Source organism: Sphingomonas sp. BK069, assembly GCF_014193405.1.
In the GTDB taxonomy this organism is placed as follows: domain Bacteria; phylum Pseudomonadota; class Alphaproteobacteria; order Sphingomonadales; family Sphingomonadaceae; genus Sphingomonas.
This window is the reverse complement of record NZ_JACHZH010000003.1, coordinates 460,664-487,411: the sequence shown is the minus strand read 5'-3', so window position 1 is coordinate 487,411 and position 26,748 is coordinate 460,664. Positions and strand designations below refer to the sequence as shown.

General features: G+C 71.4%; 24 protein-coding genes. 8 read left to right on the top strand and 16 right to left on the bottom strand.

Annotation, left to right across the window (positions count from 1 at the left end):
• Positions 1-134: 134 nt before the first annotated feature.
• The 4 genes from FHY02_RS13570 to ppa all read left to right on the top strand — a co-directional run bounded on the left by FHY02_RS13570 (position 135) and on the right by ppa (position 5,109).
• Positions 135-692, top strand: a complete 558-nt coding sequence (locus tag FHY02_RS13570; RefSeq protein WP_183922900.1) for a gluconate 2-dehydrogenase subunit 3 family protein — start codon at positions 135-137, stop codon at positions 690-692.
• Between the two features lie 62 nt (positions 693-754).
• Positions 755-2,431: a GMC oxidoreductase gene (locus FHY02_RS13565; RefSeq protein ID WP_183922898.1), complete on the top strand. Its 1,677-nt coding sequence runs from the start codon at positions 755-757 to the stop codon at positions 2,429-2,431.
• Between the two features lie 136 nt (positions 2,432-2,567).
• Positions 2,568-4,496 (top strand): M61 family metallopeptidase, encoded by a 1,929-nt coding sequence (locus FHY02_RS13560; protein ID WP_183922896.1) that lies wholly within the window; start codon positions 2,568-2,570, stop codon positions 4,494-4,496.
• Positions 4,497-4,530: 34 nt separating this feature from the next.
• Positions 4,531-5,109, top strand: a complete 579-nt coding sequence (gene ppa / locus FHY02_RS13555) for an inorganic diphosphatase (protein ID WP_132908226.1) — start codon at positions 4,531-4,533, stop codon at positions 5,107-5,109.
• Positions 5,110-5,369: 260 nt separating this feature from the next.
• Here ppa and FHY02_RS13550 read toward each other — a convergent pair whose 3' ends face one another.
• From FHY02_RS13550 to ispG, 7 genes are read right to left on the bottom strand one after another with little or no spacing between them, the layout of a single operon-like run.
• Entirely contained in the window at positions 5,370-5,705 is a 336-nt protein-coding gene (locus FHY02_RS13550; protein ID WP_183922895.1) for a TfoX/Sxy family protein, read from the bottom strand.
• On the bottom strand, positions 5,702-6,025 hold the full coding sequence (locus FHY02_RS13545; protein ID WP_183922893.1) for a multidrug efflux SMR transporter: 324 nt from the start codon (positions 6,023-6,025) through the stop codon (positions 5,702-5,704). The genes FHY02_RS13550 and FHY02_RS13545 overlap by 4 nt, the downstream gene beginning before the upstream one ends.
• A 1-nt stretch (position 6,026) precedes the next feature.
• Positions 6,027-6,509 (bottom strand): GNAT family N-acetyltransferase, encoded by a 483-nt coding sequence (locus FHY02_RS13540; RefSeq protein WP_183922891.1) that lies wholly within the window; start codon positions 6,507-6,509, stop codon positions 6,027-6,029.
• A complete protein-coding gene (locus FHY02_RS13535; protein WP_183922889.1) occupies positions 6,506-7,408 on the bottom strand; it encodes a DMT family transporter in 903 nt (300 codons plus the stop codon). The genes FHY02_RS13540 and FHY02_RS13535 overlap by 4 nt, the downstream gene beginning before the upstream one ends.
• Positions 7,405-7,809, bottom strand: coding sequence for a type II toxin-antitoxin system VapC family toxin (locus tag FHY02_RS13530; RefSeq protein ID WP_183922887.1), 405 nt, complete (start codon positions 7,807-7,809; stop codon positions 7,405-7,407). Before FHY02_RS13530 ends, FHY02_RS13535 begins: the two co-directional genes overlap by 4 nt.
• Positions 7,781-8,011 carry an AbrB/MazE/SpoVT family DNA-binding domain-containing protein gene (locus FHY02_RS13525; protein WP_183922885.1) on the bottom strand — a complete coding sequence of 77 codons (231 nt, stop codon included), beginning with the start codon at positions 8,009-8,011 and terminating at the stop codon, positions 7,781-7,783. The genes FHY02_RS13530 and FHY02_RS13525 overlap by 29 nt, the downstream gene beginning before the upstream one ends.
• 36 nt (positions 8,012-8,047) lie before the next feature.
• Positions 8,048-9,172 (bottom strand): flavodoxin-dependent (E)-4-hydroxy-3-methylbut-2-enyl-diphosphate synthase, encoded by a 1,125-nt coding sequence (ispG, locus tag FHY02_RS13520; protein ID WP_183922883.1) that lies wholly within the window; start codon positions 9,170-9,172, stop codon positions 8,048-8,050.
• A gap of 134 nt (positions 9,173-9,306) precedes the next feature.
• On the opposite strand from ispG, the gene FHY02_RS13515 reads away from it, so the two are divergent.
• On the top strand, positions 9,307-10,473 hold the full coding sequence (locus FHY02_RS13515; RefSeq protein WP_183922881.1) for an acyltransferase: 1,167 nt from the start codon (positions 9,307-9,309) through the stop codon (positions 10,471-10,473).
• Positions 10,474-10,479: 6 nt separating this feature from the next.
• Here the strand turns inward: FHY02_RS13515 and FHY02_RS13510 are convergent, their stop codons facing one another.
• Together FHY02_RS13510 and FHY02_RS13505 are read right to left on the bottom strand one after the other, a co-directional pair.
• Entirely contained in the window at positions 10,480-12,060 is a 1,581-nt protein-coding gene (locus FHY02_RS13510) for an amidohydrolase family protein (protein WP_183922879.1), read from the bottom strand.
• Positions 12,057-14,411 carry a penicillin acylase family protein gene (locus FHY02_RS13505; RefSeq protein WP_183922877.1) on the bottom strand — a complete coding sequence of 785 codons (2,355 nt, stop codon included), beginning with the start codon at positions 14,409-14,411 and terminating at the stop codon, positions 12,057-12,059. The genes FHY02_RS13510 and FHY02_RS13505 overlap by 4 nt, the downstream gene beginning before the upstream one ends.
• A 498-nt stretch (positions 14,412-14,909) precedes the next feature.
• On the opposite strand from FHY02_RS13505, the gene FHY02_RS13500 reads away from it, so the two are divergent.
• From FHY02_RS13500 to FHY02_RS13490, 3 genes are all read left to right on the top strand, one after another.
• Positions 14,910-17,879, top strand: coding sequence for a TonB-dependent siderophore receptor (locus FHY02_RS13500; protein WP_183922875.1), 2,970 nt, complete (start codon positions 14,910-14,912; stop codon positions 17,877-17,879).
• Between the two features lie 87 nt (positions 17,880-17,966).
• Positions 17,967-18,857 (top strand): dienelactone hydrolase family protein, encoded by an 891-nt coding sequence (locus FHY02_RS13495; RefSeq protein ID WP_183922873.1) that lies wholly within the window; start codon positions 17,967-17,969, stop codon positions 18,855-18,857.
• 3 nt (positions 18,858-18,860) lie between these two features.
• Positions 18,861-19,466, top strand: a complete 606-nt coding sequence (locus tag FHY02_RS13490; RefSeq protein ID WP_183922871.1) for a glutathione S-transferase family protein — start codon at positions 18,861-18,863, stop codon at positions 19,464-19,466.
• 236 nt (positions 19,467-19,702) lie between these two features.
• Here FHY02_RS13490 and FHY02_RS13485 read toward each other — a convergent pair whose 3' ends face one another.
• The 7 genes from FHY02_RS13485 to FHY02_RS13455 all read right to left on the bottom strand — a co-directional run bounded on the left by FHY02_RS13485 (position 19,703) and on the right by FHY02_RS13455 (position 26,746).
• On the bottom strand, positions 19,703-20,026 hold the full coding sequence (locus FHY02_RS13485) for a hypothetical protein (RefSeq protein ID WP_183922869.1): 324 nt from the start codon (positions 20,024-20,026) through the stop codon (positions 19,703-19,705).
• A 129-nt stretch (positions 20,027-20,155) separates the two neighbouring features.
• Positions 20,156-21,535 carry a D-alanyl-D-alanine carboxypeptidase/D-alanyl-D-alanine-endopeptidase gene (gene dacB / locus FHY02_RS13480; RefSeq protein ID WP_183922867.1) on the bottom strand — a complete coding sequence of 460 codons (1,380 nt, stop codon included), beginning with the start codon at positions 21,533-21,535 and terminating at the stop codon, positions 20,156-20,158.
• On the bottom strand, positions 21,532-22,416 hold the full coding sequence (locus FHY02_RS13475; RefSeq protein ID WP_132908869.1) for a LysR family transcriptional regulator: 885 nt from the start codon (positions 22,414-22,416) through the stop codon (positions 21,532-21,534). The genes dacB and FHY02_RS13475 overlap by 4 nt, the downstream gene beginning before the upstream one ends.
• An 11-nt stretch (positions 22,417-22,427) precedes the next feature.
• Entirely contained in the window at positions 22,428-23,663 is a 1,236-nt protein-coding gene (locus FHY02_RS13470) for a dicarboxylate/amino acid:cation symporter (protein WP_183922865.1), read from the bottom strand.
• Positions 23,664-23,732: 69 nt separating this feature from the next.
• A complete protein-coding gene (gene dgcA / locus FHY02_RS13465) occupies positions 23,733-24,722 on the bottom strand; it encodes an N-acetyl-D-Glu racemase DgcA (protein WP_183922863.1) in 990 nt (329 codons plus the stop codon).
• On the bottom strand, positions 24,707-25,717 hold the full coding sequence (gene dgcN, locus FHY02_RS13460; protein ID WP_183922861.1) for an N-acetyltransferase DgcN: 1,011 nt from the start codon (positions 25,715-25,717) through the stop codon (positions 24,707-24,709). The genes dgcA and dgcN overlap by 16 nt, the downstream gene beginning before the upstream one ends.
• Positions 25,718-25,840: 123 nt before the next feature.
• On the bottom strand, positions 25,841-26,746 hold the full coding sequence (locus FHY02_RS13455; RefSeq protein ID WP_183922859.1) for a flagellar motor protein MotB: 906 nt from the start codon (positions 26,744-26,746) through the stop codon (positions 25,841-25,843).
• Positions 26,747-26,748 lie beyond the last annotated feature (2 nt).

The window sequence follows — 26,748 nt, the reverse complement described above, 5'->3', positions numbered from 1 at the left end:
GGCGGTTTGTGGTACCGCTACCGTTATCGCATTGACGTCGGCCCGCTGACGTGGAAACATCCGCCTCAACAACCTGATGGGGTGGGAGAGGATATGCGCGTCACTCACGGACGCCGCGCGCCCGGAGCGCGCGCATGATCGATCGTCGTCAGGCACTCGCCGGCGTGGTCGCGGTCTTCGGTGCGAACCTGTTCGCCCCGCTCGCCCGCGCCGCCGCCTACCAGCCCAACCCGGTGATCAACACCGGTCCGCCCGCGCCGGTGTTCACCGCCGCGCAGCGCGCGACCGTCGCGGCGCTCAGCGAGCGCGTGCTGCCCACCACCGATACGCCGGGCGCGATCGCGGCGGGCGTGCCGGAGTATATCGAGCATATGATGGGGGACTGGGCGGTCGACGACGATCGCGCCACGATCCTCGGCGGCCTCGCCGCGATCGACGCGCGCAGCATGGCCGACTATAAGGTGCCCGCCGCCAAGGCGACCGCGGCACAGCAGGACGCGCTGCTGACGCTGGCGATGAACGACCAGCTGACCGGCGGACTTCCCTTCTTCACCGCGTTTCGCCAGCTCGTCATCTCGGGCTATTATACTTCCGAGGTCGGGATCACGCAGGAGCGGCACTATCTCCCGGTCCCCGGCGACTATGACGGCGCGTACCCCTACGCCAAGGTCAAGCGCATCTTCTCGTCCTGAGCCGCTCGGCGGCCAGCGCCGCCCCGGCCTATCCGACCCTCGATACCGCGGACTAGAACATCATGGCAGCAACTGATCGCTTCGACGCCATCGTCATCGGCTCCGGCGTGAGCGGCGGCTGGGCCGCCAAGGAGCTCACCGAGAAGGGACTGCGCGTCCTGATGGTCGATCGCGGCCGCATGGTCGAGCATGGCGAGGATTACCCCTTCGACGGCAAGCCCGCCTATGAGGTGCCGGCGCGCGACAAGATGCCCGCCGCGCTCGCCAAGCGCGACTATTTCGCGCTCAACGGCTGGGTCTCGCCCGCCACCCAGCCCTTCTTCATCAACGATCGCCTCAACCCCTACGACTATGACGCGCCCAACAAGTTCAACTGGGTGCGCCCCTCGGTGGTGGGCGGCAAGTCGCTGACCTGGGGCCGCTGGAGCTTCCGCTGGAGCGACGCCGACTTCACCGCCAACAAGCGCGAGGGCGTCGGCACCGACTGGCCGATCCGCTACGACGACGTCGCGCCCTGGTACGAATATGTCGAGAAGTACATCGGCGTGTCGGGCGGGAAGGAGAACCTGCCCTATCTCCCCGACAGCGAGTTCATGCCGCCGTTCCCGATGAACGTCGCGGAGGTGTGGCTCAAGGAGCGGCTCGAGCGCGAGTTCCCGGGGCGCAAGCTGATCAACGCGCGGCTCAGCAACATCACCCAGGACAAGCCCGAGCAGAACCGCTCGCGCTGCCAGAAGCGCGCGCAGTGCAGCCACGGCTGCAGCTTCGGCGCCTATTTCTCGACGCAGGCGGTGACGCTCCCCGCGGCGCGCGCGACCGGGCGGCTGACGCTGCGCTCGGACACCTGGGCGACCAACCTCGAATATGACCCGCAGCGCAAGCGGGTGACCGGCGTGCGGCTGGTCGACGCCAACACCGGACGTGCCGAGGTGGTCAACGCGCGCATGGTGTTCCTCTGCGCCTCGGCGATGAGCTCGATGCACGTTCTGCTCAACTCGCGCCCGGCGGACAGCGAGCGCAGCTGGTTCCACTCCAACGGCGCGCTCGGCAGCGGCGTGATGGACCATATCTTCCGCGTCGGCGTCTCGGGCGAGATCCCGGGCATGACCGACCTGATCGAGTACGGGCGGCGCCCCGGCGGCGTCTATGTCCCGCGCTTCCGCAACCTCGTCGCCGAAGAGCTGCCGTTCAAGCGCGGCTACGGCTATCAGGGCCAGGCGTTCCGCCAGGCCGCCGCGCCCGAGGGCTTCGGCGCGGGGATGAAGCACGGCATGCGCGAGTACGGCCCGTGGCGCTTCTCGATGGGCGCGTTCGGCGAGTGCCTGCCGTACGACGACAATCGCGTGATGCTTAACTTCAGCAAGAAGGATCGCTTCGGCACCCCGCTGCTGCGCTTCGACGTGACGTTCCGCGACAATGAGATCAAGATGATGGACGACGCGCTCGAGCAGGGCCAGCTGATGCTCAAGAAGGCCGGGCTGACCAACGTCACCGGCGGCCGCGGCAAGCACGTCCCGGGCGAGGCGATCCACGAGATGGGCGGCGCGCGCATGGGGCGCGATCCCGGCACGTCGGTGCTCAACGGCTTCAACCAGGCGCATGACGCGCCCAACCTGTTCGTCACCGACGGATCGCAGATGGCGTCGGTGTCGTGCGTCAACCCGTCGCTGACCTTCATGGCGATGACCGCGCGCGCCGCCGACCATGCGGTCAAGCAGATGAAGGCCGGGATGATCTGATCGGCGCGGGGCGGCCGCGCGCCGCTCCGCCGCCCCGAACCGTCACCCTCGCTGACCTTTTTTCTGCCCCAGGGCTGGACGAGCGCCGCGCGTGCTCGCTACGCCCGATGTGACAACAGCACATCGGGACGCCGCCATGATCCGTCGCTATGCCGCAGCCGCGCTGCTGGCCTCCACCGTCCTCTCGCCGCTCGGTGCCGCCGCGCAGGTACCCGCCGGCAACAGCGCGCCGCAGCCCGTGCCCTTCGAGGACACGATCCCCGCGCCGCGCGACACGCCCTATCCCGGCACGATCCGCCTCGCCGTCGACGCCACCGACACCACGCGCGGTATCCTCAGCGTGACCGAGACGATCCCGGTGGCGCAGCCGGGCCATCTTGTCCTGCTCTTCCCCAAGTGGCTGCCGGGTGCGCACAGCCCGCGCGGCGAGATCGAGAAGCTCGCCGGCCTGATCGTCACCGCGAACGGGAAGCGGATCGAATGGACGCGCGACCCGGTCGACGTCTTCGCCTTCCACCTCGATGTCCCCGCCGGCGCACGCAGCGTCGAGGCCAAGTTCCAGTTCATCTCCGCCACTGCCGCCAACCAGGGCCGCATCGCGGTGACGCCGACGATGATCTCGCTCCAGCCCAACTCGGTCAGCCTCTATCCCGCGGGCTGGTTCACGCGGCAGATACCGATCCAGATGACAGTAAAGTACCCGGACGGCTGGACCGCCGCGGGGGCGCTCAAGGCCAAGGCGACCGGCTCGACCTACGCCTATGAGACCACCAACTACGAGGTGCTGGTCGACAGCCCGATTCTCGCCGGACGCTACGGCAAGAGCTGGCCGCTCTCCCCCAAGGTCAACCTCAACGTCTTCGCGGACGATCCCGCCGAGCTCGCCGCGACGCCCGAACAGATCGCGGGGCACCAGCGGCTCGTCGACCAGGCAGTCAAGACCTTCGGCGCGCAGCATTACGATCACTACGAGTTCCTGCTCTCGATCACCGACCAGCTCGGCGGCATCGGGCTGGAGCACCATCGCTCGAGCGAGAACGGCGTGACACCGGGCTATTTCACCAAGTGGGACGAGGGCCCCGGTCGCCGCAACCTGCTGCCGCACGAGTTCACCCACAGCTGGGACGGCAAGTTCCGCCGTGGCGCGGACCTGTGGACGCCCGACTTCCGCACCCCGATGCGCGACTCGTTGCTGTGGGTGTACGAGGGCCAGACGCAATTCTGGGGCTATGTGCTCCAGGCCCGCTCGGGGCTGGTGAGCAAGCAGGACACGCTCGACCAATATGCCGCGATCATGGCGCTGTACGACAGCCAGCCGGCGCGACAGTGGCGCGACCTGGTCGACACCACCAACGATCCGATCATCTCGTCGCGCCGCCCCAAGGGCTGGACCAGCTGGCAGCGCAGCGAGGACTATTACAACGAGGGGCTGCTCGTCTGGATGGACGTCGACTCGCTGCTGCGCGAGAAGTCGGGCGGCGCCAAGTCGATCGACGATTTCGCCCGCGCCTTCTTCGGCGTGCGCGACGGTGACTGGGGCGAGCTGACCTACACGTTCGACGACGTCGCCAAGACGCTCAACGGCATCGTGCCGTGGGACTGGGCGGGCTATCTCCGGCGCCGCCTGACCGAGCATGCCAAGGGCGCGCCGATCGAGGGATTCACGCGCAACGGCTACAAACTGACCTATAGCGAGACACCGACGCCCTCGTTCAAGGCCGCCGAGGCGAGCGCGCACAGCACCAACCTGACCTACTCGGGCGGGCTGGCGCTCGACGCTGCGGGCAATCTCACCGGCGTCACTTGGGGCAGCGCCGCCTTCGACGCGGGCCTCACCGTGGGCGATCAAGTCGTCGCGGTGAACGGCGACGCTTACTCGGCCGACAAGCTCAAGGCCGCGATCACCGCCGCCAAGACCAATGAAACGCCTATCCAGCTGATGGTTAAGGCCTCGGATAGATTCCGCAGTGCAGCGCTCGACTATCACGGCGGGCTGCGCTACCCGCGGTTGCAGAAGATCGGCACCGGCGACGGTGGCCTCGATCGTCTCCTGACGCCCCGCTGACCCGCGGGGCGTTGCCGCAAGTAAGGGGAAGCGCATGCGTATCGATCTCATTCCCGTCGGCAAGGATCCGCCCGACGATCTCAACGTCGTGATCGAGGTGCCCACCGGCGGCGAGCCGGTGAAGTACGAGTTCGACAAGGCGTCGGGTGCGCTGTTCGTCGACCGCATCCTGCACACGCCGATGCGCTACCCGGCCAATTACGGCTTCGTGCCGCACACGCTCTCGCCCGACGGCGACCCTCTCGACGCGCTGGTCGTGGCGCGCTCGCCGTTCATCCCGGGCTGCGTCGTGCGCGCGCGCCCGATCGCGGTGCTCAACCTCGAGGACGAGGCCGGCGGCGACGAGAAGCTGGTTTGCGTGCCGGTCGACTCGACCTTCCCTTATTACGCCAACGTCGGCGAGAAGGACGACCTTCCCGAGATCGTCTTCCAGCAGATCGAGCACTTCTTCACCCACTACAAGGACCTGGAGAAGAAGAAGTGGGTGCGCATCGGCACTTGGGGCGGCCGCGAGGAAGCGCGTCGCATTACGCTGGAGGCGATCGCGCGCTACAACGAGGCGAAGGCCGAGGGCGAGGAGCCGCACGACCACGACGTGCCCGGGCGCGACTGAGCGGCGGCGAGGAATAGGCGGGGGCGGGGGCTGAGCGGTCGCTCGGGGCCGCGCCGCTCTCGTCGGTTCTCTTTCTTCCGCTCGCTGCTCCTCCCGTCATCCCCGCGCAGGCGGATCCATAGCCGCTGACGCTGCGACTCCATCGAAGACCCGCGCGTCTGGATCCCCGCCTTCGCGGGGATGACGGCTCGGGTGCGAGGCGAGGAGGTATCGAGCATACGGCGTCGTCCCGCGAGACGATCGCTTCGCCCGAAGGTGACCTATCCCGCGGCGCGTCGCCCCGCCGCTAAACCCAGCATCGCCCACTGCCGCATCGCGTCCGCGACGTCATGAACGTCCTCGGGCGCGCGGCGATAATTGATCGACGCGCTCCTGCCCGCACGCGCGTAGCGGAAGCGCTCGCACCCGGCCGCGTCCCACGCGGCGTCGCTCGCGGCGTCGGCCTTGAACCACAGCGCGCCGTCTCCCGTGACCAGCGCGAAGATCACGCCGTCGAGGTAGAGCGCCGCTCCACCCATCATCCGCCGGTGAGTCACCTTACCGAGCGGCGCCATCGCCTCCGCGACCCAAACGACGAGGCCGCGGTCGAGCGTCACGCGCCCGATCCGAGCAGCTTCAACCCGGCGATGCACGACACCGCGCCGAGGATCAGCAGCAGCCGCAGCGGAGTCGCTGGCTCACCGTACCAGAGGATGCCGATCAGCACCGTGCCGAGCGCGCCGATACCGGTCCACACCGCATAGGCGGTGCCCATCGGGATCGTGCGCACCGCGCCTTCGAGCAGCAGCATCGACAGCGACACCGATACAAGGAAGCCGAGCGTCCAGCCGAGATGGCGGAAGCCGTCGACGTTGCGCAAGCACGTGGTGAAGCCGACCTCGAACAGACCGCCCGCGATCAACCAGATCCAGGCCATCTCAACCGCGCCCCGCGAGCCTCACCAGCGCCTCGCCCTCGACCCGCTGCGTCGTCCACTGGTCGAGCGGCACGGCTCCTTTGGCGCGGTAGAAGTCGATCGCCGGCGTGTTCCAGTCGAGCACGGTCCACTCGAAGCGCGCGCAGCCGCGATCGAGCGCCACGCCCGCGAGCGCGCGCAGCAGCGCCGCGCCCGCCCCGCTGCCGCGCGCCTCGGGCGTGACGTAGAGATCCTCGAGCCACAGCCCGCGCCGGCCGGTCCACGTCGAGTAGGTGAAGAAGTACAGAGCGAAGCCGATGGCCTCGCCCTCGCGCTCGGCGATCAACGCTGCGGCCGCCGGATCGCCTCCGAACAGCGCCTCCGCCATCATCGGCTCGGTCGCCGCGACCGCGTCGGGCTCGCGCTCATAGGTGGCGAGTTCGCGCACGAAGCGCAGCATGGTCGGTACGTCGGCGGGCGTGGCGGGGCGGATCGAGACAGTCATGTCGCTCCCTCTAGCGCGCCGCGCGGCACCGCGCGACGCCTCGCGGCGTAGAGGCAGGCGCCGACGATCACCGCCGCGCCCGCCAGCGTGGCGGTCGCGACTCGCTCGCCGAACACCGCCCAGCCGAGCAGCGCGGCGTAGACGAAGGACGTGTACTCGGTCGTCGCTAGGAAGCCGGTCTCCCCGTGCGCATAGGCCCAGCCGAGCAGGAACAGCGAACCCGTCGCCAGTGCCGCCGCGACCGCGATCTGCCACCAGTGCGTCACCGGCGGCACCGTCGCCAGCCAGGGCGCGGCCAGCCCGAGCAGCGCCGCGAGCACCGCCGACTGGACGAAGGCGATCTCGCGCGCGTCGGCGGCCTGGCTCTGCAGCCTCGCGACCACGAGGTTACAGGCGTAGAGGACCGCCGACGCCAGTATCGCGCCGGCACCGTGCAGTCCGTCGGGGCCGAGCGCCAGCCGTGCGTGTCCCGCCAGGATCACGCCGACGCCGGCGAGCGCCACCAGCGAAGCCACGACCACGCGCGTGCCGACGCGCTCGTGCAGGAACAGCGCGCCGAGCAGCAGCGCGAGCAGCGGGGCGACGTAGGTGAGCGCGATCGCCTGTGCCATCGGCACCCGCGCCAGCCCCCAGAAGAACAGCAGCGCCATCGCGGTGGTGATCGCGCCGCGCAGCACGTGCAGCCGCAGCGCGCGCATCGTGGGCCGCCGCCCGCCGCCGAGCCGCCACACTGCGCCGCCCATCAGCGCGGCGACCAACGCGCGCCACAGCAGCGCGTTGTAGACGCCGAGCGCGAGCGTCAGCGCCTTCATGAAGGCGTCCATGATCGAGAACAGCCCGATCCCCGCCGCGGCCACCGCGAAGGCGAGCGCGGGCGAGAGCGCACGCGCCGCGGTCAACGGATCAGACGCACGTCGATGTCGCAACTAAGATCAGCCCATCGTCGGTCCGACGTCATCACCGGCAAGGCCAGCCTTTGTCCCAGCGTCAGACAGACGCGGTCGCCGAGTGACAGGCCGAGGTGGCGGCTGAGCGGTCGCAGTCTCGCCGCTCGAATCGCATCGTCCGATCCGTGCTCGACGAGCTCGATCGGCCGGTGACGTAGAATGCCGAGTACCATCTCGGGCGCGAGATCGTGCTCCGTCACCTTCGTTATTACCTCGGTGAGATTAACCGCGGAAAGGAGGAACGCTCCGTCGTCGTTCGCCAGAAGCTCGCCGCCCGGCTCGTCGGGGAGGTAAGCAAGGACACCGACGCGTCGACGACCAATCTCACTCGCCCCAGTCCTGCCGCCGCTCATTGAGAAATCGATCGACGCTATAGCCCTCCATCGCCTCGCGTAGCCGCGCGAGCGCTGTCTCCGGATCATCACGGCGCAGCGCGATCCGCTCGCCGTCGCTCTCCAACGCGACGGTGTCGCCGTCCTTGATGCCGAACTCTCGACGCAGATCCGCGGGGATAACGATCGTGCCGCCCGCGATCACCTTCGCATGATAGGTCATGTCAGGCCCTCCAGGACCTGACCTATAGCATCGGACCTATTCCGCCGCGAGCGCCGCCGCCGCGTTCGCCGCCTCGATCTCGGCGGCTTTGGCCTCGACCAGCCGAACGATATGCTCGACCATATCGGCATCCTGGACGTGATGGTCGGTCACGCCGGAGAGATACACCATGTGGCGCCCGTTGCCGCCGCCGGTGATCCCGATATCGGTCTCGCGCGCCTCGCCCGGGCCGTTGACGACGCAGCCGAGCACGCTCAGCGACATCGGCGTGCGGATATGCTGGAGCCGCTCCTCCAGCGTCTGCACCGTGCGGATCACGTCGAAGCCCTGACGCGCGCAGCTCGGGCAGCTGACCACGCGTACGCCGCGGTTGCGGATGCCGAGCGCCTTGAGGATCTCGAAACCGACGCGCACCTCTTCCTCGGGCTCGGCCGAGAGCGAGACGCGGATCGTGTCGCCGATCCCGAACCACAGCAGCGAGCCCATGCCGATCGACGACTTCACCGTGCCGCCGATCAGCCCGCCCGCCTCGGTGATGCCGAGATGGAGCGGGCAGTCGACCGCGTCCGCCAGCTGCTGATAGGCCGCCACCGCGAGAAACACGTCCGACGCCTTCACCGCCACCTTATATTCGTGAAAGTCGTGGTCTTGGAGCAGCTTGATATGATCGAGCGCGCTCTCGACGAGCGCCTCGGGGCAGGGCTCGCCGTATTTCTCGAGCAGGTCCTTCTCGAGGCTGCCCGCGTTGACGCCGATGCGGATCGCGCAGCCGTTGGCCTTGGCGGCGCGCACCACCTCCGCGACCCGCTCGGACGAGCCGATATTGCCCGGGTTGATCCGCAGGCACGCCGCGCCCGCGTCCGCCGCCTCGAGCGCGCGCTTGTAGTGGAAGTGGATGTCCGCGACGATGGGCACCGTGGCGGCGCGCACGATCTGGCGCAGCGCATTGGTCGAGGCGACGTCGGGGCAGCTGACGCGGACGATGTCGGCGCCGGCGTCCTCGCAGCGGCGGATCTGGTCGACCGTGGCGCGCACGTCCTCGGTGGGGGTGTTGGTCATCGTCTGCACGGTGACCGGCGCGCCGCCGCCGACGGGAACGTTGCCGACCATGATCTGGCGGCTCTCTCGGCGCATGATGTCGCGCCACGGACGAATGGACATGGCGCCTCATATACATGCGCGACGTGACGGTTGAAAGGCGGCGGCTCGTTACGGCGCGGTGTTCGAGGATCGCCGCGGCACGGCTGGACCACCCCGCCTCGCGTAACCGCCACGTTAATGCTAGTCGCGCCGCGATGCAGCGGCATTACGGCCTCGACTGGCTCCGCATCGGGGCGTTCGCGATCCTCATCCTCTACCATGTCGGGATGGTGTTCGTGCCATGGGACTTCCACGCCAAGCTGCCGGGGGCCTGGTGGGTGGCGGTGCCGATGATGGCGTCCAATCCGTGGCGGCTCGCGCTGCTGTTCCTCGTCTCGGGCTATGCCAGCCGTGCGCTCATGATCCGCAACAAGAAGCCGTGGCGGTTCGCGCGGCAGCGCTCGCTGCGGCTGCTGGTGCCGCTCGCCTTCGGGGTGGCCGTGATCGTGCCGGTACAGCCCTGGGTCGAGCTCGGCGAGAAGTTCGGCTATCCGCACGGATTCCTGTACTTCTACTGGCACGATTACTGGCGCTTCGGGATGGTCGGGCCGCTCCTGCTGCCAACCTGGAACCATCTGTGGTTCGTCGGCTATCTCTGGATTTACACGCTCGTGCTGGCACTTGCCGCCGGACTACTGCCCGCCGCCGTCACCGCGGCGGGGCAGCGCGGCTTCGCCTGGGTGATGCGCGGGCCCGCCCTGCTGGCGCTGCCGATCGCCTGGATGGTGCTGGTCAACTTCGTCCTCTTCCCGGGCGCACGCGAGACCCACGCGCTCGCCGACGACTGGGTCGCGCACGCGAGCTACTTTCCGGCCTTCCTGTTCGGCTACGCGCTCGCCTGCGCGCCGGCCACGCTGGCGGCCTTCGTGCGCCAGTGGAAGCCCGCGGCGGCGCTCGCACTGGCCGCCTACGCGCTCGTCGCGGGCATCGAGATCCGCTGGCCCGGCAACACCATGCCCGCGCCCTGGGGCAATATCTTCTCGATCGCGCGCGCGGTCGAAGGCTGGAGCGCGGTGACGGCGCTGATCGGCTATGCCGACTCGCACTGGAACCGCGACCAGCGCTGGCGCCCGATGCTGACCGAGGCGGTGTTCCCTTTCTACATCGTCCACCAGTCGATCATCGTGCTCGCCGCCGACGCGCTGCGCCCGCTGGCGCTGCCGGGTTGGGCCGAGTTCGCGCTGCTGGTGGTGGCGACGGTGGCGGGCTGCTGGGCCTTCTACCTGGTCGGCCGCGCGATCGGGCCGCTGCGCCCGCTGATCGGGCTGCGCCGGCACGCCTCGCGCCGCACCCATGTCGACCCGCGCCCCGCGCTGGTGTGAGCCGGGTCAGCAGCCGCGCGGCGGCGCGCGCAGCAGCACGCGCCCGGCGAGCGCGCCGGTCGCCCTGCCGTTCAGCAGCGCCACGCGCCCGTTGACCAGCACCGCGGCGACGCCTGCGCTGGGCACGCGCGGATGGAGGTAATCGGCGCGAGGCGCGTAGCGCGCCGGATCGATCACCGCGACGTCCGCGGCATAGCCAGCGCGCAGATAGCCGCGTCCCGCCAGCCGGTAGATGTCGGCGGTCGCCGCGGTCGAGCGCCGCACGAAGTCGGCCAGGGTGATCACGCGGCGCTGGCGGACATAGGCCTGATATTTCCGCGGGAAGGTGGCGAACTGGCGCGGGTGGCCGTCCGACCCGTCCGAGCTGGTCACCACCCAGGGCTGGCGCATGATGAGGTCGACGTCGCGGTCGACCATGTTGAAGCTCGCCACCGCCGCTCCCGCGGGATCGGTGCGCGCGGCGTTGGGCACGCGCAGGATGCGGAGCGCGGCGTCGATCGGGTCGACCCGCCACGCCGCCGCCACCTGCGCGAGCGTCCGCCCGGTCCAAGGCTGGCCCGCGCTGGTCAGCAGCAGCGAGGCCGCGCCGCCGCGCCGGCGCAGGTTGGCCTGCATCTCGGGCCGGATCCGCGCCATCGCCGCGGGATCGGCGAGGCGCGCGATCATGGCGCGGTAGCCGCCGTCGAGCGCCCAGCCCGGCACCAGCGCGGCGTCCACCGCCGAGCCCGAGGCGAGCCACGGATATTGGTCCGCGGTGACGTCCTGCCCCGCGCGCCGCGCCGCCTCGATCAGCGCGACGAGCGCGGGCGCCTGGCCGTGGACCGCGACGCCGAGCGCCTTGAGATGCGCGATATGCACCGGCATCGCCGCCTCGCGCCCGATTCGCAGCGCCTCACGGGTCGAGGCCATCAGCCCGATCGAATAGTCCGATTCGTCGCGCTGGTGCGTGTCGTATAGGCCGCCGCGCGATCCCGCCTCGCGCGCCACCGCGATCACCTCCTCGGTGCTGGCGTAACGCTGCGGTGCGTAGAACAGCCCGGTCGAAAAGCCGGCCGCGCCCTGGCACATCGCGCCTGCCACCAGCGCGCGCATCTTGGCGAGCTCGTCGGCGTCGGGCGCGCGTGCCGACGCGCCCAGCACCCGGCGCCGCACCGCGCCGAAGCCGACGAAAGGCACGGTGTTGGTGCCGATCCCCTTGGCGGCGAGCGCGCGCGCGTCGGCGACGACGTCGGGCGTGCCATAGCCGTCAACCCCGGTGACGATCGTCGTCACGCCCTGCGCGAGCCAGGCGACGTTGGTACGGACCGCGGCGTCGGGCGAGCGCAGGTAGGTGTCCGGATGCGTGTGCGCGTCGATCAGCCCCGGCGTCACCAGTTTGCCGCGCGCGTCGATCACGCGCCGCGCCGCGCCACGCCGCGACGGGCCGACATAGCTGATCCGGTCACCGGTCACCTCGACGTCGCCGCGGAAGGGCGGCGCGTCGGCGCCGGTGTAGACCGTGCCACCGCGGATCGCGACGTCGGGCAGCGCCGGCGCCACCGCGGGTGCCGCGCCGACCAGCAGCAGCGCGAGCAGCGCGCGCCTCACCGCGCCCCCGCGGGCAGCAGCGTCCGCCGCGTGGCGACCTGCGCGTCGACCGCGGCACGCCCGAACAGCATCGGTAGCATGCGCGCCGCGATCCAGGGCGCGTACTGGTCGCGGTAGTGCGGCGAGGCCGGCGCGTTCGACTGGCCGGGCAGGTTCAGCATCAGCGAGCGGTCCCATCCCCCGACGTCGATCACCTGGAGATAGCTCGCCCCGCCACGCGTGCGCCAGTCCGGCCCGTCGCCGAGCCAGCGCGCCATCACGGTATAGCCGTCCCCGCCCGAACCGCCTCCCTCGATCACCGGGAAGGCCGCGGCGATCGCGGGGATGCGCGATAGCGGGTGGCGGATCGTCACGCGATGGAGCCGGTCCCAGCGCCACGTCCGCGCGTCGGGCCCCATCAGCACGACCGCCCGGTCCCAGGCGCTCGCCAGCGCGGCGGCGAGCAGTGCGTCGCGTGCCGCGACCGGGGCGGCACCGAGCCGCTGGTCGGGCCGCGCGAGCAGGTCGAGCAGCACCGAGGGCGCGATCTCGGTGACGAGATGGCGCGCGCGCGCGGGCACGAGCGCGGCGAGCAGGCGCTGGCCGAGCTCACGCCACAGGATCTCGAACAACGCCGCGGCGGCGCTGTCGCCGTCGACGCGCGCGTCCCAGCCGCGCAGCAGCGTCGCGGCCGGCGACCCTCCTGTGGGCAGCAGCGCGAGCAGCTGCCGTGCCGGCGCGGAGAGCGTGTCGTGCTGGAGCGCCACGCTGTCGGCGAGCGTGTGGCGCGGTTGCGCGGCAAGCACCGCGGCGATGCGCTCGTAGCGATAGGGATCGCGGAAGGAGTGCGCGGGCACGCGGTCACGCGGCCAGCCGGCGGGGAGATTGTTTTGGTTGGCGGAGGCGAACCAGCCGGCGGGCGGGTTGTAGACGCTCGGCAGGACGCGATAATCGCGATAGCCGGTCCAGTCGTAGCGGCCGTCGCCCGGCACCGGCAGCAGCCCGTCGCCCCGCCGGCGCTGCGGCACGAAGCCGATCACCTGCCAGCCGTGGTTCCCTGCCACGTCGGCGTAGTGGAAGTTGGTCGGCGAGGGATGCAGCGTGAACGCCTCCTTGAGCCCCTGCCAGTCGCGCGCGAGATTGATCGCGATCATCGCGAAGGCGCCGCTCGCGCCCGGCTGCATCGCGATCGAGGCGAGCGCGGTGGCGCGGCGCTTCGCCGGATCGTGGCTCACTACCGGGCCGTGGACCGAGTGGCGCAGCGTCGCGCGGTGCGGCGGGGCGCCCTTGACCGGGATCGTCACTGCGCGCGTGTCGAACGCCTTCCACGCGCCGGCGTGGCGGTAGCGCTCGGGGTCGCTCGGGTGGAGCTCGAGGACGAACAGGTCCTCCTGATCAATGTGAAAGTTGGTGCGGCCGAAGGCGAACCGGTCGGTATGACCCTGCATGATCCCGGGCAGGCCGGGCGCGCCACCACCGATCACGTCGAGCCCGGGCGCGCTGAGATGCGCGACGTGGCGCGGGCCGAAGCCGCCGAGTCCGAGGTGCGGGTCGTTGGCGAGGATCGCGCGTCCGGTGGCGCTGCGCGAGGGCGCGATCGTCCAGGCGTTGCTGCCCGCGTTGGCGGCGTCGAGCCGCTCGCCGCGCGTCGGCGTGTCAGGGCCGAAGGGCAGGCCGCCGAGATTGAGCGCGCTGAGATCGTCGTCGCTCACCGCGGCGACGTCGAGCCCCTCGGGCACGCGCAGCACCGCGGCGGGGCGAAGCGGCGCCATGATCGCGTCGAGATCGAGCCGACCGAGCGCGGCGAGCTGCGCGCGGCGCAGCTCGTCGTCGGTGTTGCCCGCCGACGCGCCGCGCGCGAGCACGAAGTCGCGCACGTCCCAGCGCAGCGGCGTGACGCCGAGGATCGCGTATTCGGGCGGCAGCAGCGCCCCATCCGCGGTGACCTCGACGACGCGCGCGTTGATGCCGGCGACATAGGCGCGCGCGCAGGCCAGCACCGCGGCGGGGATCCGGGCGAGCTCGGCGGCGAGGTCGCCGCGATAGTGGAACAGCCGCGCGGTGGCGTCGTGTGGCGCGAAGTCGGCGCCGAACGCCTCGGCGAGCCGGCCGAGCTCGCGGCGGTGCGCGAGGTCGATCTGGAAGAGACGGTCGCGCGCGACGACATAGCCCTGGCCGAAGAAGGCGTCGGGGATGGTCTCAGCGCGGATATGCGGCACGCCGTAGACGTCGTCGACGATCTCGACCGGAGCGGTGAGACCCGCCGCGGGGGTGTGGGTCGACGATGGCGCGGCCTGCGCGCGGGCACGCCACGCCGGAGCGAGCGCGAGCGTCGCGGCGCTGCCAAGCAGGAAGGAGCGACGGTCGAGCATTGGGTCTCCCTGTCGTGCCAGCGGCGAGCGGGCTGACGCTACACGCGCTGGGTAGGCAGCGCGACACGCGATCGATGGCGGGGGGCATAGGTCGCGGCTATGGCGTTTCGCGGCGCGGTAGCGCGTCTGGCCCGCGCAAGGAGCTGTCCGTGCTCCCGCGCATGCGGGAGCCCAGGAGCGTCTCGCGTCATGCGCCATTGTTCTGCTTGGCGCTGGGTTCCCGCGTTCGCGGGAACACGGTCGACGCGGAACGCCGCCCGATGTCCCACGCGCGCCCGAGCATGCCACAGCAGGCCCATGCCCCACGTCTATGCCACTCACAACGCTGCGAAAGGACGAGGCGCTTGACGCTTCCCGCCGCGCCGCTTCACCTTCGGCAGCGATACCCGACATGCCCGGCGCTCGAACGACCGCGGCCGCGGGGGTCGCGCAGGAGGCGACGGCGGGCCGCGCGGTCCGGCCGAACGCAGCGGCCCTTACGGGTCATAGGGGGCAGAGATGACAGTACGGCGGCACATCGGACGCGGCGCGCTCCTGGCGGGATGGGCCGGCGGCGCGCTGCTGGCGGCGCTCGCGCTCCCCGCGGCCGGGCAGACCGCGCCCGCGGAGCAGACGCCCCCCGCGGGCGAGCTCGCCACGGCGCAGACCGAGGCCGCCGCGCCGGAGGGCGGCGCCGACGTGGTCGTCACCGGCTCGCGCGTGCTGCGGAGCGGCTTCGAGGCGCCCACCCCGCTAACCGTGCTGAGCCAGGAGGAGATCCAGAACGGCTCGCCGAGCAACAACATCGCCGATTTCGTCAACCAGCTGCCCGCGCTCGCCGGCTCGACCCGCCCGGCCAACTCGCGACTCAACCTCAGCAGCGGCCAGGCCGGGATCAACGCGCTCAACCTGCGCAACCTCGGCGAGACGCGCACGCTGGTGCTGCTCGACGGTCGCCGCTCGGTCGCCTCGACCATCACCGGGCTGGTCGATGTCAACACCATCCCGCAGGCGCTCGTGAAGAGCGTCGAGGTCGTCACCGGCGGCGCCTCGGCGGCCTATGGCTCGGACGCGGTGGCGGGTGTCGTCAACTTCGTGCTCGACAAGGAGTACGAGGGGATCAAGGTCAGCGCCGACAGCGGCGTGACCGACAAGGGCGACGGCTATAATTACTCGCTCGCGGTCACCGGCGGGCTCAGCTTCGCGGGCGGGCGCGGGCACCTCGTCGTGAACGCCGAGCTGGCGCACCGCGACGGCATCTTCCAGGTCGACCGCGACTGGAACGCGACCGGCTATGTCCGCATCCAGGACCCGAGCTGGACCGCGACCAGCACCACCCCGCAATTCCTGATCCGCCGCCAGGTGGGGGCGGTCAACTCGACCCCGGGCGGAATCGTCACCGCTTCGTCAGGGGGCACCGCCAACAGCCTGCGCGGCTATTATTTCGGGGCCGGCGGCGCGGTGCAGCGGTATAATTACGGCGCGCTCACCTTCCCCGCGCCCGGCGGCAGCGCGGCGCCGACGCTGACGCAGGGCGGCGACTGGCAGGTCAACGACACCGGCCGCCGCATCGGACTCGACCCGGAAGACGACCGTCACGGCGTGTTCGCGCGCGCCGGCTTCGAGGTGGCGGACGGCATCGAGCTGTTCGCCGAGGGCTCGTACAATCGCCAGCGCGTGTTCTTCAACGCCGGCCCGAACCTCTCGACCGGCATCACCTACCAGCGCGACAACGCCTTCCTCCAGAATACGCTCGGCCCAGCGCTGCTGAGCGGGATCAACACCGTCACGGTCGCGACCTCCTCGGCCGACCTGCCGTTCCGCGCGGTCGACAATCGCCGCGAGGTGCAGCGCTACGTCATCGGGGCGGAGGGCAAGACCGAGGCGTTCGGCCGCCCGGCGACCTGGAACGTCTACGGGCAGTACGGCCGCGCCGACCTGCGCGAGCAGTTGCGCAACGTCATGAACCTGGCGCGCATGAACGCCGCGACCGACGCGGTCTTCGCCGGCGGCACGATCGCCTGCCGCGTCAACACCGACGCCAACCCCGCCAACGACGCGCCGGGCTGCGTGCCGCTCAACCGGCTCGGCGTCGGCGTCGCCGATCCCGCGGCGGTGCGCTTCGTCCTCGGCGATCCCTATCGCGACGAGACGGTGGAGCAATGGGTCACCGGCGCCAACGTCGCGTTCAATCCGTTTGCCACCTGGGCGGGCGACGTCAGCCTCGCGCTCGGCGCTGAATATCGCCGCGAGAAGATCACCGGCTTCGTCCCGGCCGAGTTCCAGCCCGTGGTCACGCAGACCAGCACCGCCAATGCCTGGTCGGTCGGCAACTACCTGCCCACCAACGGCAGCTACGACGTGAAGGAGGCTTATCTCGAGACGGTGGTGCCGCTCGGGCTCGGCCTGGAGCTCAACGGCGCCGCGCGCGCGACGCGCTATTCCACCGCCGGGTACGTCACGACGTGGAAGGCGGGCGCGACGTGGCGGCCGATCGAGGACATCCGCTTCCGCGTCACGCGCTCGCGCGATATCCGCGCGCCCAACCTCAACGAACTGTTCCAGGCCGGCGCGGCCAACAGCGACTCGGTGCGCAACCCGGCCTACACCAGCGACGGCGCCAACGGCCCGGCCAGCTTCGGCTATTCCGCCACCGCCACCGGCAACCTCAACCTGCGCCCGGAGAAGGCCGATTCGTGGAACGCCGGGGTGGTGCTGACGCCGCGCTGGGTACCGGGCCTCAACCTGTCGGTCGACTATTTCCGCATCGACGTCGACGACGCGATCAGCAGCTTCAGCGCGCAGAACATCATCGACCTGTGCCAGCAGGGGCAGCAGCAGTTCTGCGGCGCCTTCGCGCAGGACCCGGTGCGCTCGACGCCGACGCAGCCGTACCTGCTGTTCCGCACGCAACCGTTCAACGCCGCCCGTCAGCTCGTCCGCGGGGTCGACATCGACGCCTCCTATCGCGTCGCGCTCGACTCGCTCGGCGTCTCCGCACCCGGCGCGGTAACGCTGCGCGGCGTGGCGACACGCTACATCGACAATCTGCTCGATACCGGCGTGCCGGGTCAGGTGGTGCTCAACTCGGTCGGCGTGAACGGCGGCCAGGCGAGCACGCCGACCTGGCTCTACCGTGTCAGCGCCGGCTATGACGGGCCGGGCTTCTCGGTCACCGGGATCGGACGCGGGGTGAGTGCGGGCCGCTACGCCGCCAACGGGATCGAGTGCCAGACGACCTGCCCGCTCTCGACGACGCAGTTCCCGACCTATGATGACAACCACGTCTCCGGGCTGTTCTACGCCGACCTCAACCTCACCGCCAAGGTGCCGATGGCGGGCGCCGAGGCGCAGCTGTTCATCAACGTGACCAACGTTTTCGATCGCTGGCCGCTGCTGCTGCCCGAGACGGGCCTGGCAGCGAACAGCACCTACAGCGACCTGCTCGGCCGCGCCTTCCGGATCGGCATCCGAATGCAGACGCGCTGAGACGATACGGGGCCACTCGCGCATGGCCCCGCTGCCCCCGCCCCGCTAGGCTCGCGCCCGAGAAGCGACGAATCACGGGAGTGGGCGATGGACCGGAACGACCCTGGGTTGCGCGACGCCGCGGTGCGGCTGTACGACGACTTCACCCACGAGCATCGCGATCGCCGCACCTTGCTGCGCCAGATGACCGCGCTGGCCGGCTCGGCCGCGGCGGCGGAGGCGCTGATCCTTGGCATCGCCGCCAGCCCGGCCGCGGCCGCGCAGGTCGATCCCGCGGACAAGCGGCTGATCACGCGCAAGGGCGGTTTCAAGCTCGCCGACGGCAGCAGCGTCACCGGTTACTTCGCCGCGCCGCGCAAGGCCGCGGGCAAGCTTGGCGCGGTGATGGTGATCCACGAGAACCGCGGGCTCCAGCCGCACATCGAGGACGTCGCGCGCCGCATCGCGCTCGCCGGCTTCTTCGCGCTCGCGCCCGATTTCCTGTCCAGCGCGGGCGGCACGCCGGCGGACGAGGACAAGGCGCGCGAGCTGATCGGCCGGCTCGACTATGACGCGACGATCACCACCGCGGTGGCGGTGGTGAAGCGGCTCGGCCAGCGCGCCAGCGGCAACGGCAAGGTCGGCACCGTCGGCTTCTGCTGGGGCGGCGCGCTGGTCGACCGGGTCGCGCTCGCCGCCGGGCCGGCGCTGGCGGCGGGGGTGAGCTACTACGGTCCTGCCCCGGACCCCGCCGAGGCGGCCAAGCTCCAGGTGCCGCTGCTGCTCCATTACGCCGGCAAGGACACACGCGTGGCGCAGACCGCCGAGCCCTGGGTCGCCGCGCTGCGCGCCGCCGGCAAGCCGTTCGAGGCCTTCACCTACCCTGGGGTCGACCATGCCTTCAACAACGACACCTCGGCGGAGCGCTACGACAAGGCCGCAGCCGATCTCGCCTGGCAGCGCACCACCGCCTTCCTCCACCAGCATCTGGACACCTGACCGATGACGCTCACCTTCTTCACCCACCCGCGGTCGCGCAGCCGCAGCGCGCGCTGGATGCTCGAGGAGATCGGCGCTCCCTACGACTCAGTGGTGATCAATTTCGACAAGAAGCCCGCGGCGCTGCTCGAGGCCAACCCGCTCGGCAAGGTGCCGGTGATCGTCCATGACGATCAGGTGGTGAGCGAGGCCGCGGCGATCTGCGCCTATCTCGCGGAGGCTTTCCCCGAGGCCGAACTGGCGCCGCGCGGCGACGAGCGCGCGGCCTATTATCGCTGGCTGTTCTTCACCTCGGGGCCGTTCGAGGCGGCGATGGTCGACAAGGCGCTGGGCGTGCAGGTGCCGCCCGATCGTGAGGGGATGGTGGGCTATGCCAGCTTCGCGCGCGCGGTCGACGCGTTCGAGCGCGCGCTGGAAGGGCGCGACTATGTCGCGGGCGACCGCTTCACCGCGGCGGACGTGTTCGTGGGGAGCGCGGTAGGGTTCTTCACCGGCTTCGGCCTGCTCGAGCCGCGCGAGACCTTCATGGCCTATCTCGACCGCGTCCGCGCGCGCCCGGCGTGGCAGCGCGCCAACGACATCGACGACGCGCTGCTGAAGGGAAAGTAGAGCGGCGCGTTGCTTCCTGGGTGATCCCCAGCGAAGACCGGGGTGCAGGTGGGAAGACGCTCGTAGGAGTCGACAGCAGCCCCCAACCCCCGGCCTCGCGCCGGGATCCATGCCGCCGCATACCCACCGGCTGGGGCGAACGCGGAGAGATGGATTCCGGCTCAAGGCCGGGATGACGAGGAGTGGCGGAGAGTGTGAGAGGCCCTCCCCGTCATCGGGAAGCGGGCCTCTCATGCTCAGCGATAGTGGCGCCGGTCGTGCTTGTCGTAGCGCACCCGCGCGCTCAGCGCGTCAAAGCGGCGGTCGAGGTCGCGGCGCTCCGACGCCGACAACCCGTCGCGGCGATAGCGGCCCTCGAGCGCGGCGAGCTGGCGCGACTCCTGCCGCAGCCGGCGCGCCTCGTTGCGGTTGAGCGCGCCCGAGCGGATGCCCTGGTCGATGCGCTGGTCGAGCCGCGCCTGGCGCTGGTTGATCGACTGCCACGGCACCGCGCTGGCGATCCCCGGCACCACCACGGCGGCGAGCCCGAGCCCGGCGATCACGGTCTTGAGACGGTTCATGTCACGCTCCTTTTCACTCGGCCGCGGCGTCGCGGCCAGGTGATGAGAGAGATAGGCCGTCTCCTTCGCGAAAGTGTGCCAGCGCCCGCGTGAAAGTGTAACCGACTGTCGCGCCGGCACGCGCTCCGTTCAGTTTCGCGCCGCGATCTCCACCAGCGCGCGATCGATCGCGCGCGTCGCCGAGGCGTCGTCGGCCATGTCGTTGGCGAGCGCGGAGAAGATCAGCGTCCGCCCGCTCGCCGCGACGATGAAGCCGGAGAGCGCATTGGCCGCGTTGAGCGATCCCGTCTTGGCGAACACCTTACCTGCCAGCGGCGTGCCCGCGAAACGCCGCGCCAGCGTGCCGTCGACCGCGCCGACCGGCAGCGTGTCGCGGAACGCCGCGCCCCAGGGCTGCGCCTGCGTCCAGCGCAGCAGCGCCACCGCCGCGCGCGGGGTGATCCGGTCGTAATTGGACATGCCCGAGCCGTCGGCGAACTCGGCCGCGGCGCGCGCCACGCCGGCGCGGTCGAGCAAGGCGCGCACCGCGGCATGCCCGTCCGCCACCGAGCCGCTGCCGCGCACCGCGCCGACGCGGCGCAGCAGCAGCTCGGCGTGGAGGTTCTGGCTCGCCTTCATCGTCGCGCGCAGGTCCTCGGCGAGCGGCGGCGGTGTCAGCCGCGCGAGCACGGTGGGTTCGGACACTCGCGCGACGGGCGCGCCGCCGCGTCGTGCCGGATCGTCGGCGTCGGAGAGCGGACGATGCCGCACCACCACGCGCCCGGTGACGCGCACCCCTGCCGCACGCAGGAGCGCCGCGAGCCGCCACGCCGCGCGGTGCGCGGGATCGTCGACCGCGACCGACAGCGTCGTCGGCGCACCCGCGGGAACGGTGCCGACGACGCGGAGCAGGTCGCTGCCCGGCAGGCGGGTCGCGCCGAACGACGCCCGCGCACCGCCCGTGACGACGCGCGACTCGACTCGATAGTAACCGTCGCCGCTCACCGTCGCGGCGGCGCCGTCGCGCGCGCCCGGCGTCACCGTCACCGCGACGACATCGTCGTCCACCGTCAGCGCCGAGATCGCGGTGCCGTAGCGCCCCGCCATGTTGTTCCAGCTCATTCCCGCGGGCCAGCGCTCGTCCGGGAAGGCAGTGTCGTCGCCGATCACGTCATGCACGACGCGGGTGCGCGCCGCGACCGCCCGCGCCAAGTCGGCGAGGCAGTCGACGCGGCAGTCGGGTGCGCTCGACAGCCGCGCGTCGCCGTGCCCCGCCAGCACGACGTCGTGCCCCTCGAGCCGGACCGTCGCGCCGCCCGCCACGTCGGGCGCAGCGGTGTCGAGCGTGGTGAAGGCCGCGGCGGCGGTGAAGAGCTTGGCGTTGGAGGCGGGGACGAAGCGCTCGTCGGCGCGCTCGGCGACCAACTCGCGCCCGTCGGCGTCGACCACCAGCAGCCCCAGCCGCGTCCCCGGCGGCAGCTCGCCGGGTGCGGCGGCGAGCAGCGCCAGCGCGAGCAAAGCGCGCCTCATCGCCCCTCGATCACGTCGGACAACAGCGCGAGGAACTCGCCCGCCAGTGCGCTGGGCGGTCGGTCGAGCAGGTGGATGGCATGGACGTCGAAGGTCAGCGGCGGCTTGAGCGAGCGCGTCGCCAGCCCCGGTTGCATGGCGGCGTCGGCGGTGAAATTGTCCACCACGGTCAGCCCCACGCCCGCGCGCACCAGCGCGGCGGCGATGTAGAAGGTGCGCGCGGAGGCGATGTCGTCGAGCTCAAGCCCGAGCCGCTCGAGCTCGTCGGTGAACAGCCGACCGATCGGCCCGCTCGCCGCCAGCGTGATGAAGGGATGGCCCGCGATCCGCGCCAGCTCGATCCGCGGCGGCGCGGCGGGCAGGTCGTGCTCGCGGTACAGCACCACCAGTTCGCCCTCGCCGAGCCAGCTCTGACCCAGCGGCGCGCCGCGCGGCACCTCGTTGGCGATCGCGATATCGCACTCGCGCTCGTAGAGCTTGCGCAGCAGGTCGTCGTGGTGGACGGTCTGGAGGTCGAAGCGCGCGCGCGGGTGGCGGCGCAGGAAGCGCGCCACCGCGATCGGCAGCACGCCCAGCGCCAGGCTCGGCAGCGCCGAGATCCGCAGCGTCGTCCCCGCGCCGGCGCGCAGGTTGCGCCCCGCCTCGCGCAACGCGCGGACGCGGTCCTGGATCTCCGCCACGTCACCGAACAACGCGTGCGCGTCCTCGGTCGGCACCAGCCGGCCGCTGACCCGCTGGAACAGCTCAAAGCCGAGCAGCGACTCGGCGTGGCGCAGCGTCTTCGACACCGACGGCTGCGACACCGCCAGCGCGCGCGCCGCCGCACTGACCGAGCCGTTGACATAGACCGCGTGGAAGATCTCGATATGCCGCAGATTCATCGACATGCCGTCTAGCCCGCGGGGGGCGGCGCGGCCAGCGCGGCGCGTTCCTCGGCGCGCGCGACCAAGGCGGTGACGGTGAGATTGGCCGAGGCGGAGGGCACCGTGCGCGTCATGTCGAGCAGCCGGTCGAACGGCAGCACCAGCCCGACCACCAGCGCGGTCTGCTCCGCGCTCACCCCTACCGCGGAGAGCATCGCGGCGAGCATGAACAATGACGCCGACGGCACCGGCGCGGTGCCGAAGGCGGCGAGCGCGCCGGTCAGCCACATCACCACCAGCATCGTCGTGTCGGGCACCACGCCGAGCGACTGGAGCGCGAACTGGCCGAGCAGCCCGACGTAGAGCGCGGTGCCGTCCTTGCCGACGCTCGCGCCGAGCGGCAGCACCGTGCCCGCGATCGCGCGCTCGATCCCGAGCCGGTCGGTGGCCACACGCAGCGCCACCGGCAGTGTGGCGGAGGAGGAGGCGGTGGAGAAAGCGACGACCAGCGCGTCGGCGCTGCCGCGGAAGAAGCGCGCCACGCCGCGCCGGGCGACGAGGCGGAGCAGCGCGGCGTGGACGGCGATCTGCACCAGCGAGCCGAGCACCACCGCGAGCGCGAGCCAGCCGACATGGACGAACACCGCCGCCCCGCCGCTCGCCACCGCATTGGCGACCAGCGCGGCGACACCGAAGGGGGTCAGCTCCATCACCCCGCGCACGACCTGGAGCAGCACCGCGGCGAGCCCCTGGAGCAAGGCGGTCACCGGCCGCCCCGCGTCGCCCGCGACGACGCTGCCGGTGCCGAGCAGCACCGCGACGAGGATGATCGCGAGCATGTCGCCGCGCGCCAGCGCCTCGACGATGTTGGTCGGCACGATCGCGAGCAGCTGCTCGGCCGGCGTCGGCGGCATGCCGAGCGCGTGCGGCGCCACACCGGCGAAACGCACACCCGCGCCGGGCCGCAGCAGCAGCCCGCAGGCCATGCCGAGCGCGACCGCCACCAGCGTCGTGACGGCGAACCAGCCGACGGCACGACCGCCGATCGGCCCGAGCCGACGCGGGTCGCCGAGCGCGGCGATCCCCGCGGCGATGGTGACGAGCACGACGGGCACCACGAGCATGCGGATGAGCCGCACGAACAGCTCGCCGACCAGCCGGATCGCGGCGGCGCCCTCGGGCCAGAGCGCGCCGAGCAGCACGCCGAGCGCCAGGCCGCCTAGGACGCGCTGCCACAGCGGGACGGCGAACCAGCGCGCGGTCATGGGCGAGGCTGGTCGGAAGCGCGTGCGACGCTCACGCGCGCGGGCGCTCTCGATCCCGGCCGCCGCTCCTCACGCGCCACCCCAGAACCCCGCCGCTGGCGGCGACAGGAGGCCGTCGGAGTCGCTCACCCCGTCGGGATAGTCCTTCGCCAGCCACAAGGGTCCGTCCAGGTCGACGAAGGCCGCGTCGCCGGCGAGCAGCAGCGCGGGCGCGATCCCAAGCGACGAGCATACCATGCAGCCCACCATCAGCCCGAAGCCGCGCGCCTCGGCCGCACGCGCCAGCGCCAGCGCGGCGGTGAGCCCCCCCGCCTTGTCGAGCTTGACGTTGACGTGGGTGTAGCGGCCGGCGAGCCGATCGAGATCGTCGATCGTGTGCAGCGACTCGTCGGCGCACACCGGCACGCTCGGCCGCCGCGCGGACAATGCCTCGTCCTCCCCCGCGGGGAGCGGCTGCTCGAGCAGGTCGACGCGCTGGGCCACCAGGAAGGCGTCGAGCCCGGCGAGGTCGGCGGCGCCCCAGCTCTCGTTGGGGTCGACGATCAGCCGCGCGTCGGGCGCGGCGGCGCGCACCGCGGCGATCTGCGCCTCGGGCGCGGCGCGGTCGACCTTGACCTTGAGCAGCGGCGCGCGCGCGTGCCGCGCCGCCACCGCCGCCATCGCCGCGGGTTCGTCGATCGCGATCGTGATCGCCGAGGCGACCGGCGCCGCCGTCGCGACCCCGGCGAGTGCCGCCACGCTGCTGCCCGCGACGCGCGCCTCCAGGTCCCACAGAGCGGCGTCGAGCGCGTTGCGCGCCGCGCCGGGCGGCAGCGTACGAGTCAGTTCGTCGCGGCCCGCACCGCCTTCTACCAGCGGCGCCGCCCGGGCCAGCGCGGCGAGCGAGTCCGCGATCGTCTCGCCGTAGCGCGCGTAGGGAACGCCCTCACCGCGGCCCACGTGCGCGCCCTGCGTCACCGTCACCGTCACCACCTCGGCCGCGTTCTTGCTGCCGCGCGCGATGCGGAACGGCGCGCGCAGCCGGTAGGAGTCGTGGCGGGCGGTCAGGGTGCGAAACATGCGAGCATCTCGTCGGCGATCGGCGAAGCGCCGAGACGATAGGGGTCGGTGCACGGCAAGGCCAGCCGCGCGGCAATGTCTTCGCAGAGCCGCTGCGCCGCCGCCTCGTCGAGCGCCGCAGTGTTGAGTGCGACCCCGACCGCGCGCACGTCAGGGCTGGTCAGCCGCGCCACCGCGAGATTGGCGGCGAGACACTCCTCGAGCGCCGGCAGCGCATAATGCGGCAGGCCGCGCATGTGCGCGCGCGACGGATCGTGACACAGCAGCAGCGCGGCGGGCTGCGCGCCGTGGAGCAGCCCGGTCGACACGCCGGCGAACGACGGGTGGAACAGCGAGCCCTGCCCCTCGATCAGGTCCCAGCCGTCGTCCGTGCGCGCGGGCGCCAGCGCCTCGATCGCGCCGCTGATGAAGTCCGCCACCACCGCGTCGACCGGCACGCCCTCACCCGCGATCAGGATGCCGGTCTGGCCGGTGGCGCGGAAGTCGGCCGTGATACCGCGCGCGCGCAGCTCGTCGCGCAGGCAGAGCGTGGCGTACATCTTGCCGACCGAGCAGTCGGTGCCGACGGTGAGCAGCCGCTTGCCGGCGCGGCGCTTGCCGTCGCCGACGCGCAGGTCGCGCGGCGGATCGCGCACGTCGTGCAGCTCGACCCCCGCCGCCGCCGCCGCCGCGACCAGCCGCGGGTGATCCCGCAGCCGCTGGTGGAGCCCCGCGGCGACGTGCAGCCCCGCCGCGATCGCGGCGAGCGCGTCCTCGATCAGCTCGGGCGCGAGCGTGCCGCCGGCATTTGCGATGCCCAGCACCAGCGTGCGCGCGCCCGCCGCACGGGCCGCTGCCGGGTCGAGCCGCGGCAGGCCGAGCGTCAGCGGGCAGTCGTCGTGGCGCCACTCGCCGACGCAATCGTCGCGGCGAAAGGCGGCGAGCCCGCGCGAGGTCTTGATCCCGACGGCGTCGTCGGAATGGCCGAGGTACAGCAGATAGGGGGCGGGGATCATCGCGCACCTGCTCGCGGGAAGGGAGCAGCGAGCCTAGCGGCGCCGTGCCGCGCCGCCAGTGTCGTGCGCGGCGCGGCCCATAACGCGCGGCTATGCGGCGAATCGGATACGCCCTCGCGCGCCTCAGTCGCCGAAGGTGCCGGCCCGATACAGCAAGGTGATCGCGACACGCCGGTTGCGCGGGTCCTGCGGGTTGTCCGCCACCATCGGCTCGCGATCGGCCACGCCCTCGATCCGGTTGAAACGTGCCTCAGGCAGCCCCGCCAGCGCGAGCCGGCGACGCGTCGCCTCGGCGCGACCCGATGACAGCATCCAGTTGTTCATCGCGCGCGGATCGCCCCAGGCGAGGCTGTCGGTATGACCGCGGATCATGATCGGGTTGGGCATGTCCTTGATGCCGCGCGCCACCAGCCCGATCAGCTCGGCCGCCTCGGGCTCGAGCGTGGTCGTGCCGAGCGCGAACATCGAGTAATCGGCGTCGTCGACCAGATCGATGCGCAGCCCCTGCGGCGTCATCGTGAAGCGGATGTGCTTGGCCAGCCGCGCCAGCTCCTTGGTCTCCGCGATGCGCTTCATCACCTCGTCGCGCAGCTTGGCGAAGTTCTTGGCATCCTCCTTGGTCGCCTGTGCGGCGCTGCGCAGCGAACCCTTCGGGCCGAAGCCCTTCACCTCGGCGTTCTGCGGCGTCGAGGTGACGATCGCCACCGCGCGGATGTCCGACATGCCCGCCTTGGGGCCCATCTTCATCTTGGAGGTGAGCGACTCGCCGCCGAACAGCCCGTTGCCGCCGATGCCGACGCGCTTCTTGTCGATCAGCGTCGGCGCGAAATAGTCGGCGATGCCCTTGCGCTGCTTCTCGGTGGTGGCGCCGAGCAGCCACAGCAGCAGGAAGAAGGCCATCATCGCGGTGACGAAATCGGCGTAGGCGACCTTCCACGCGCCGCCGTGGTGGCCACCGCCGCCCTCGATGTAGATCTTCTTGTAGATGATCTTCGGCGGGACGTTCGCGCCGTGCGGGGCCTTAGCCATGG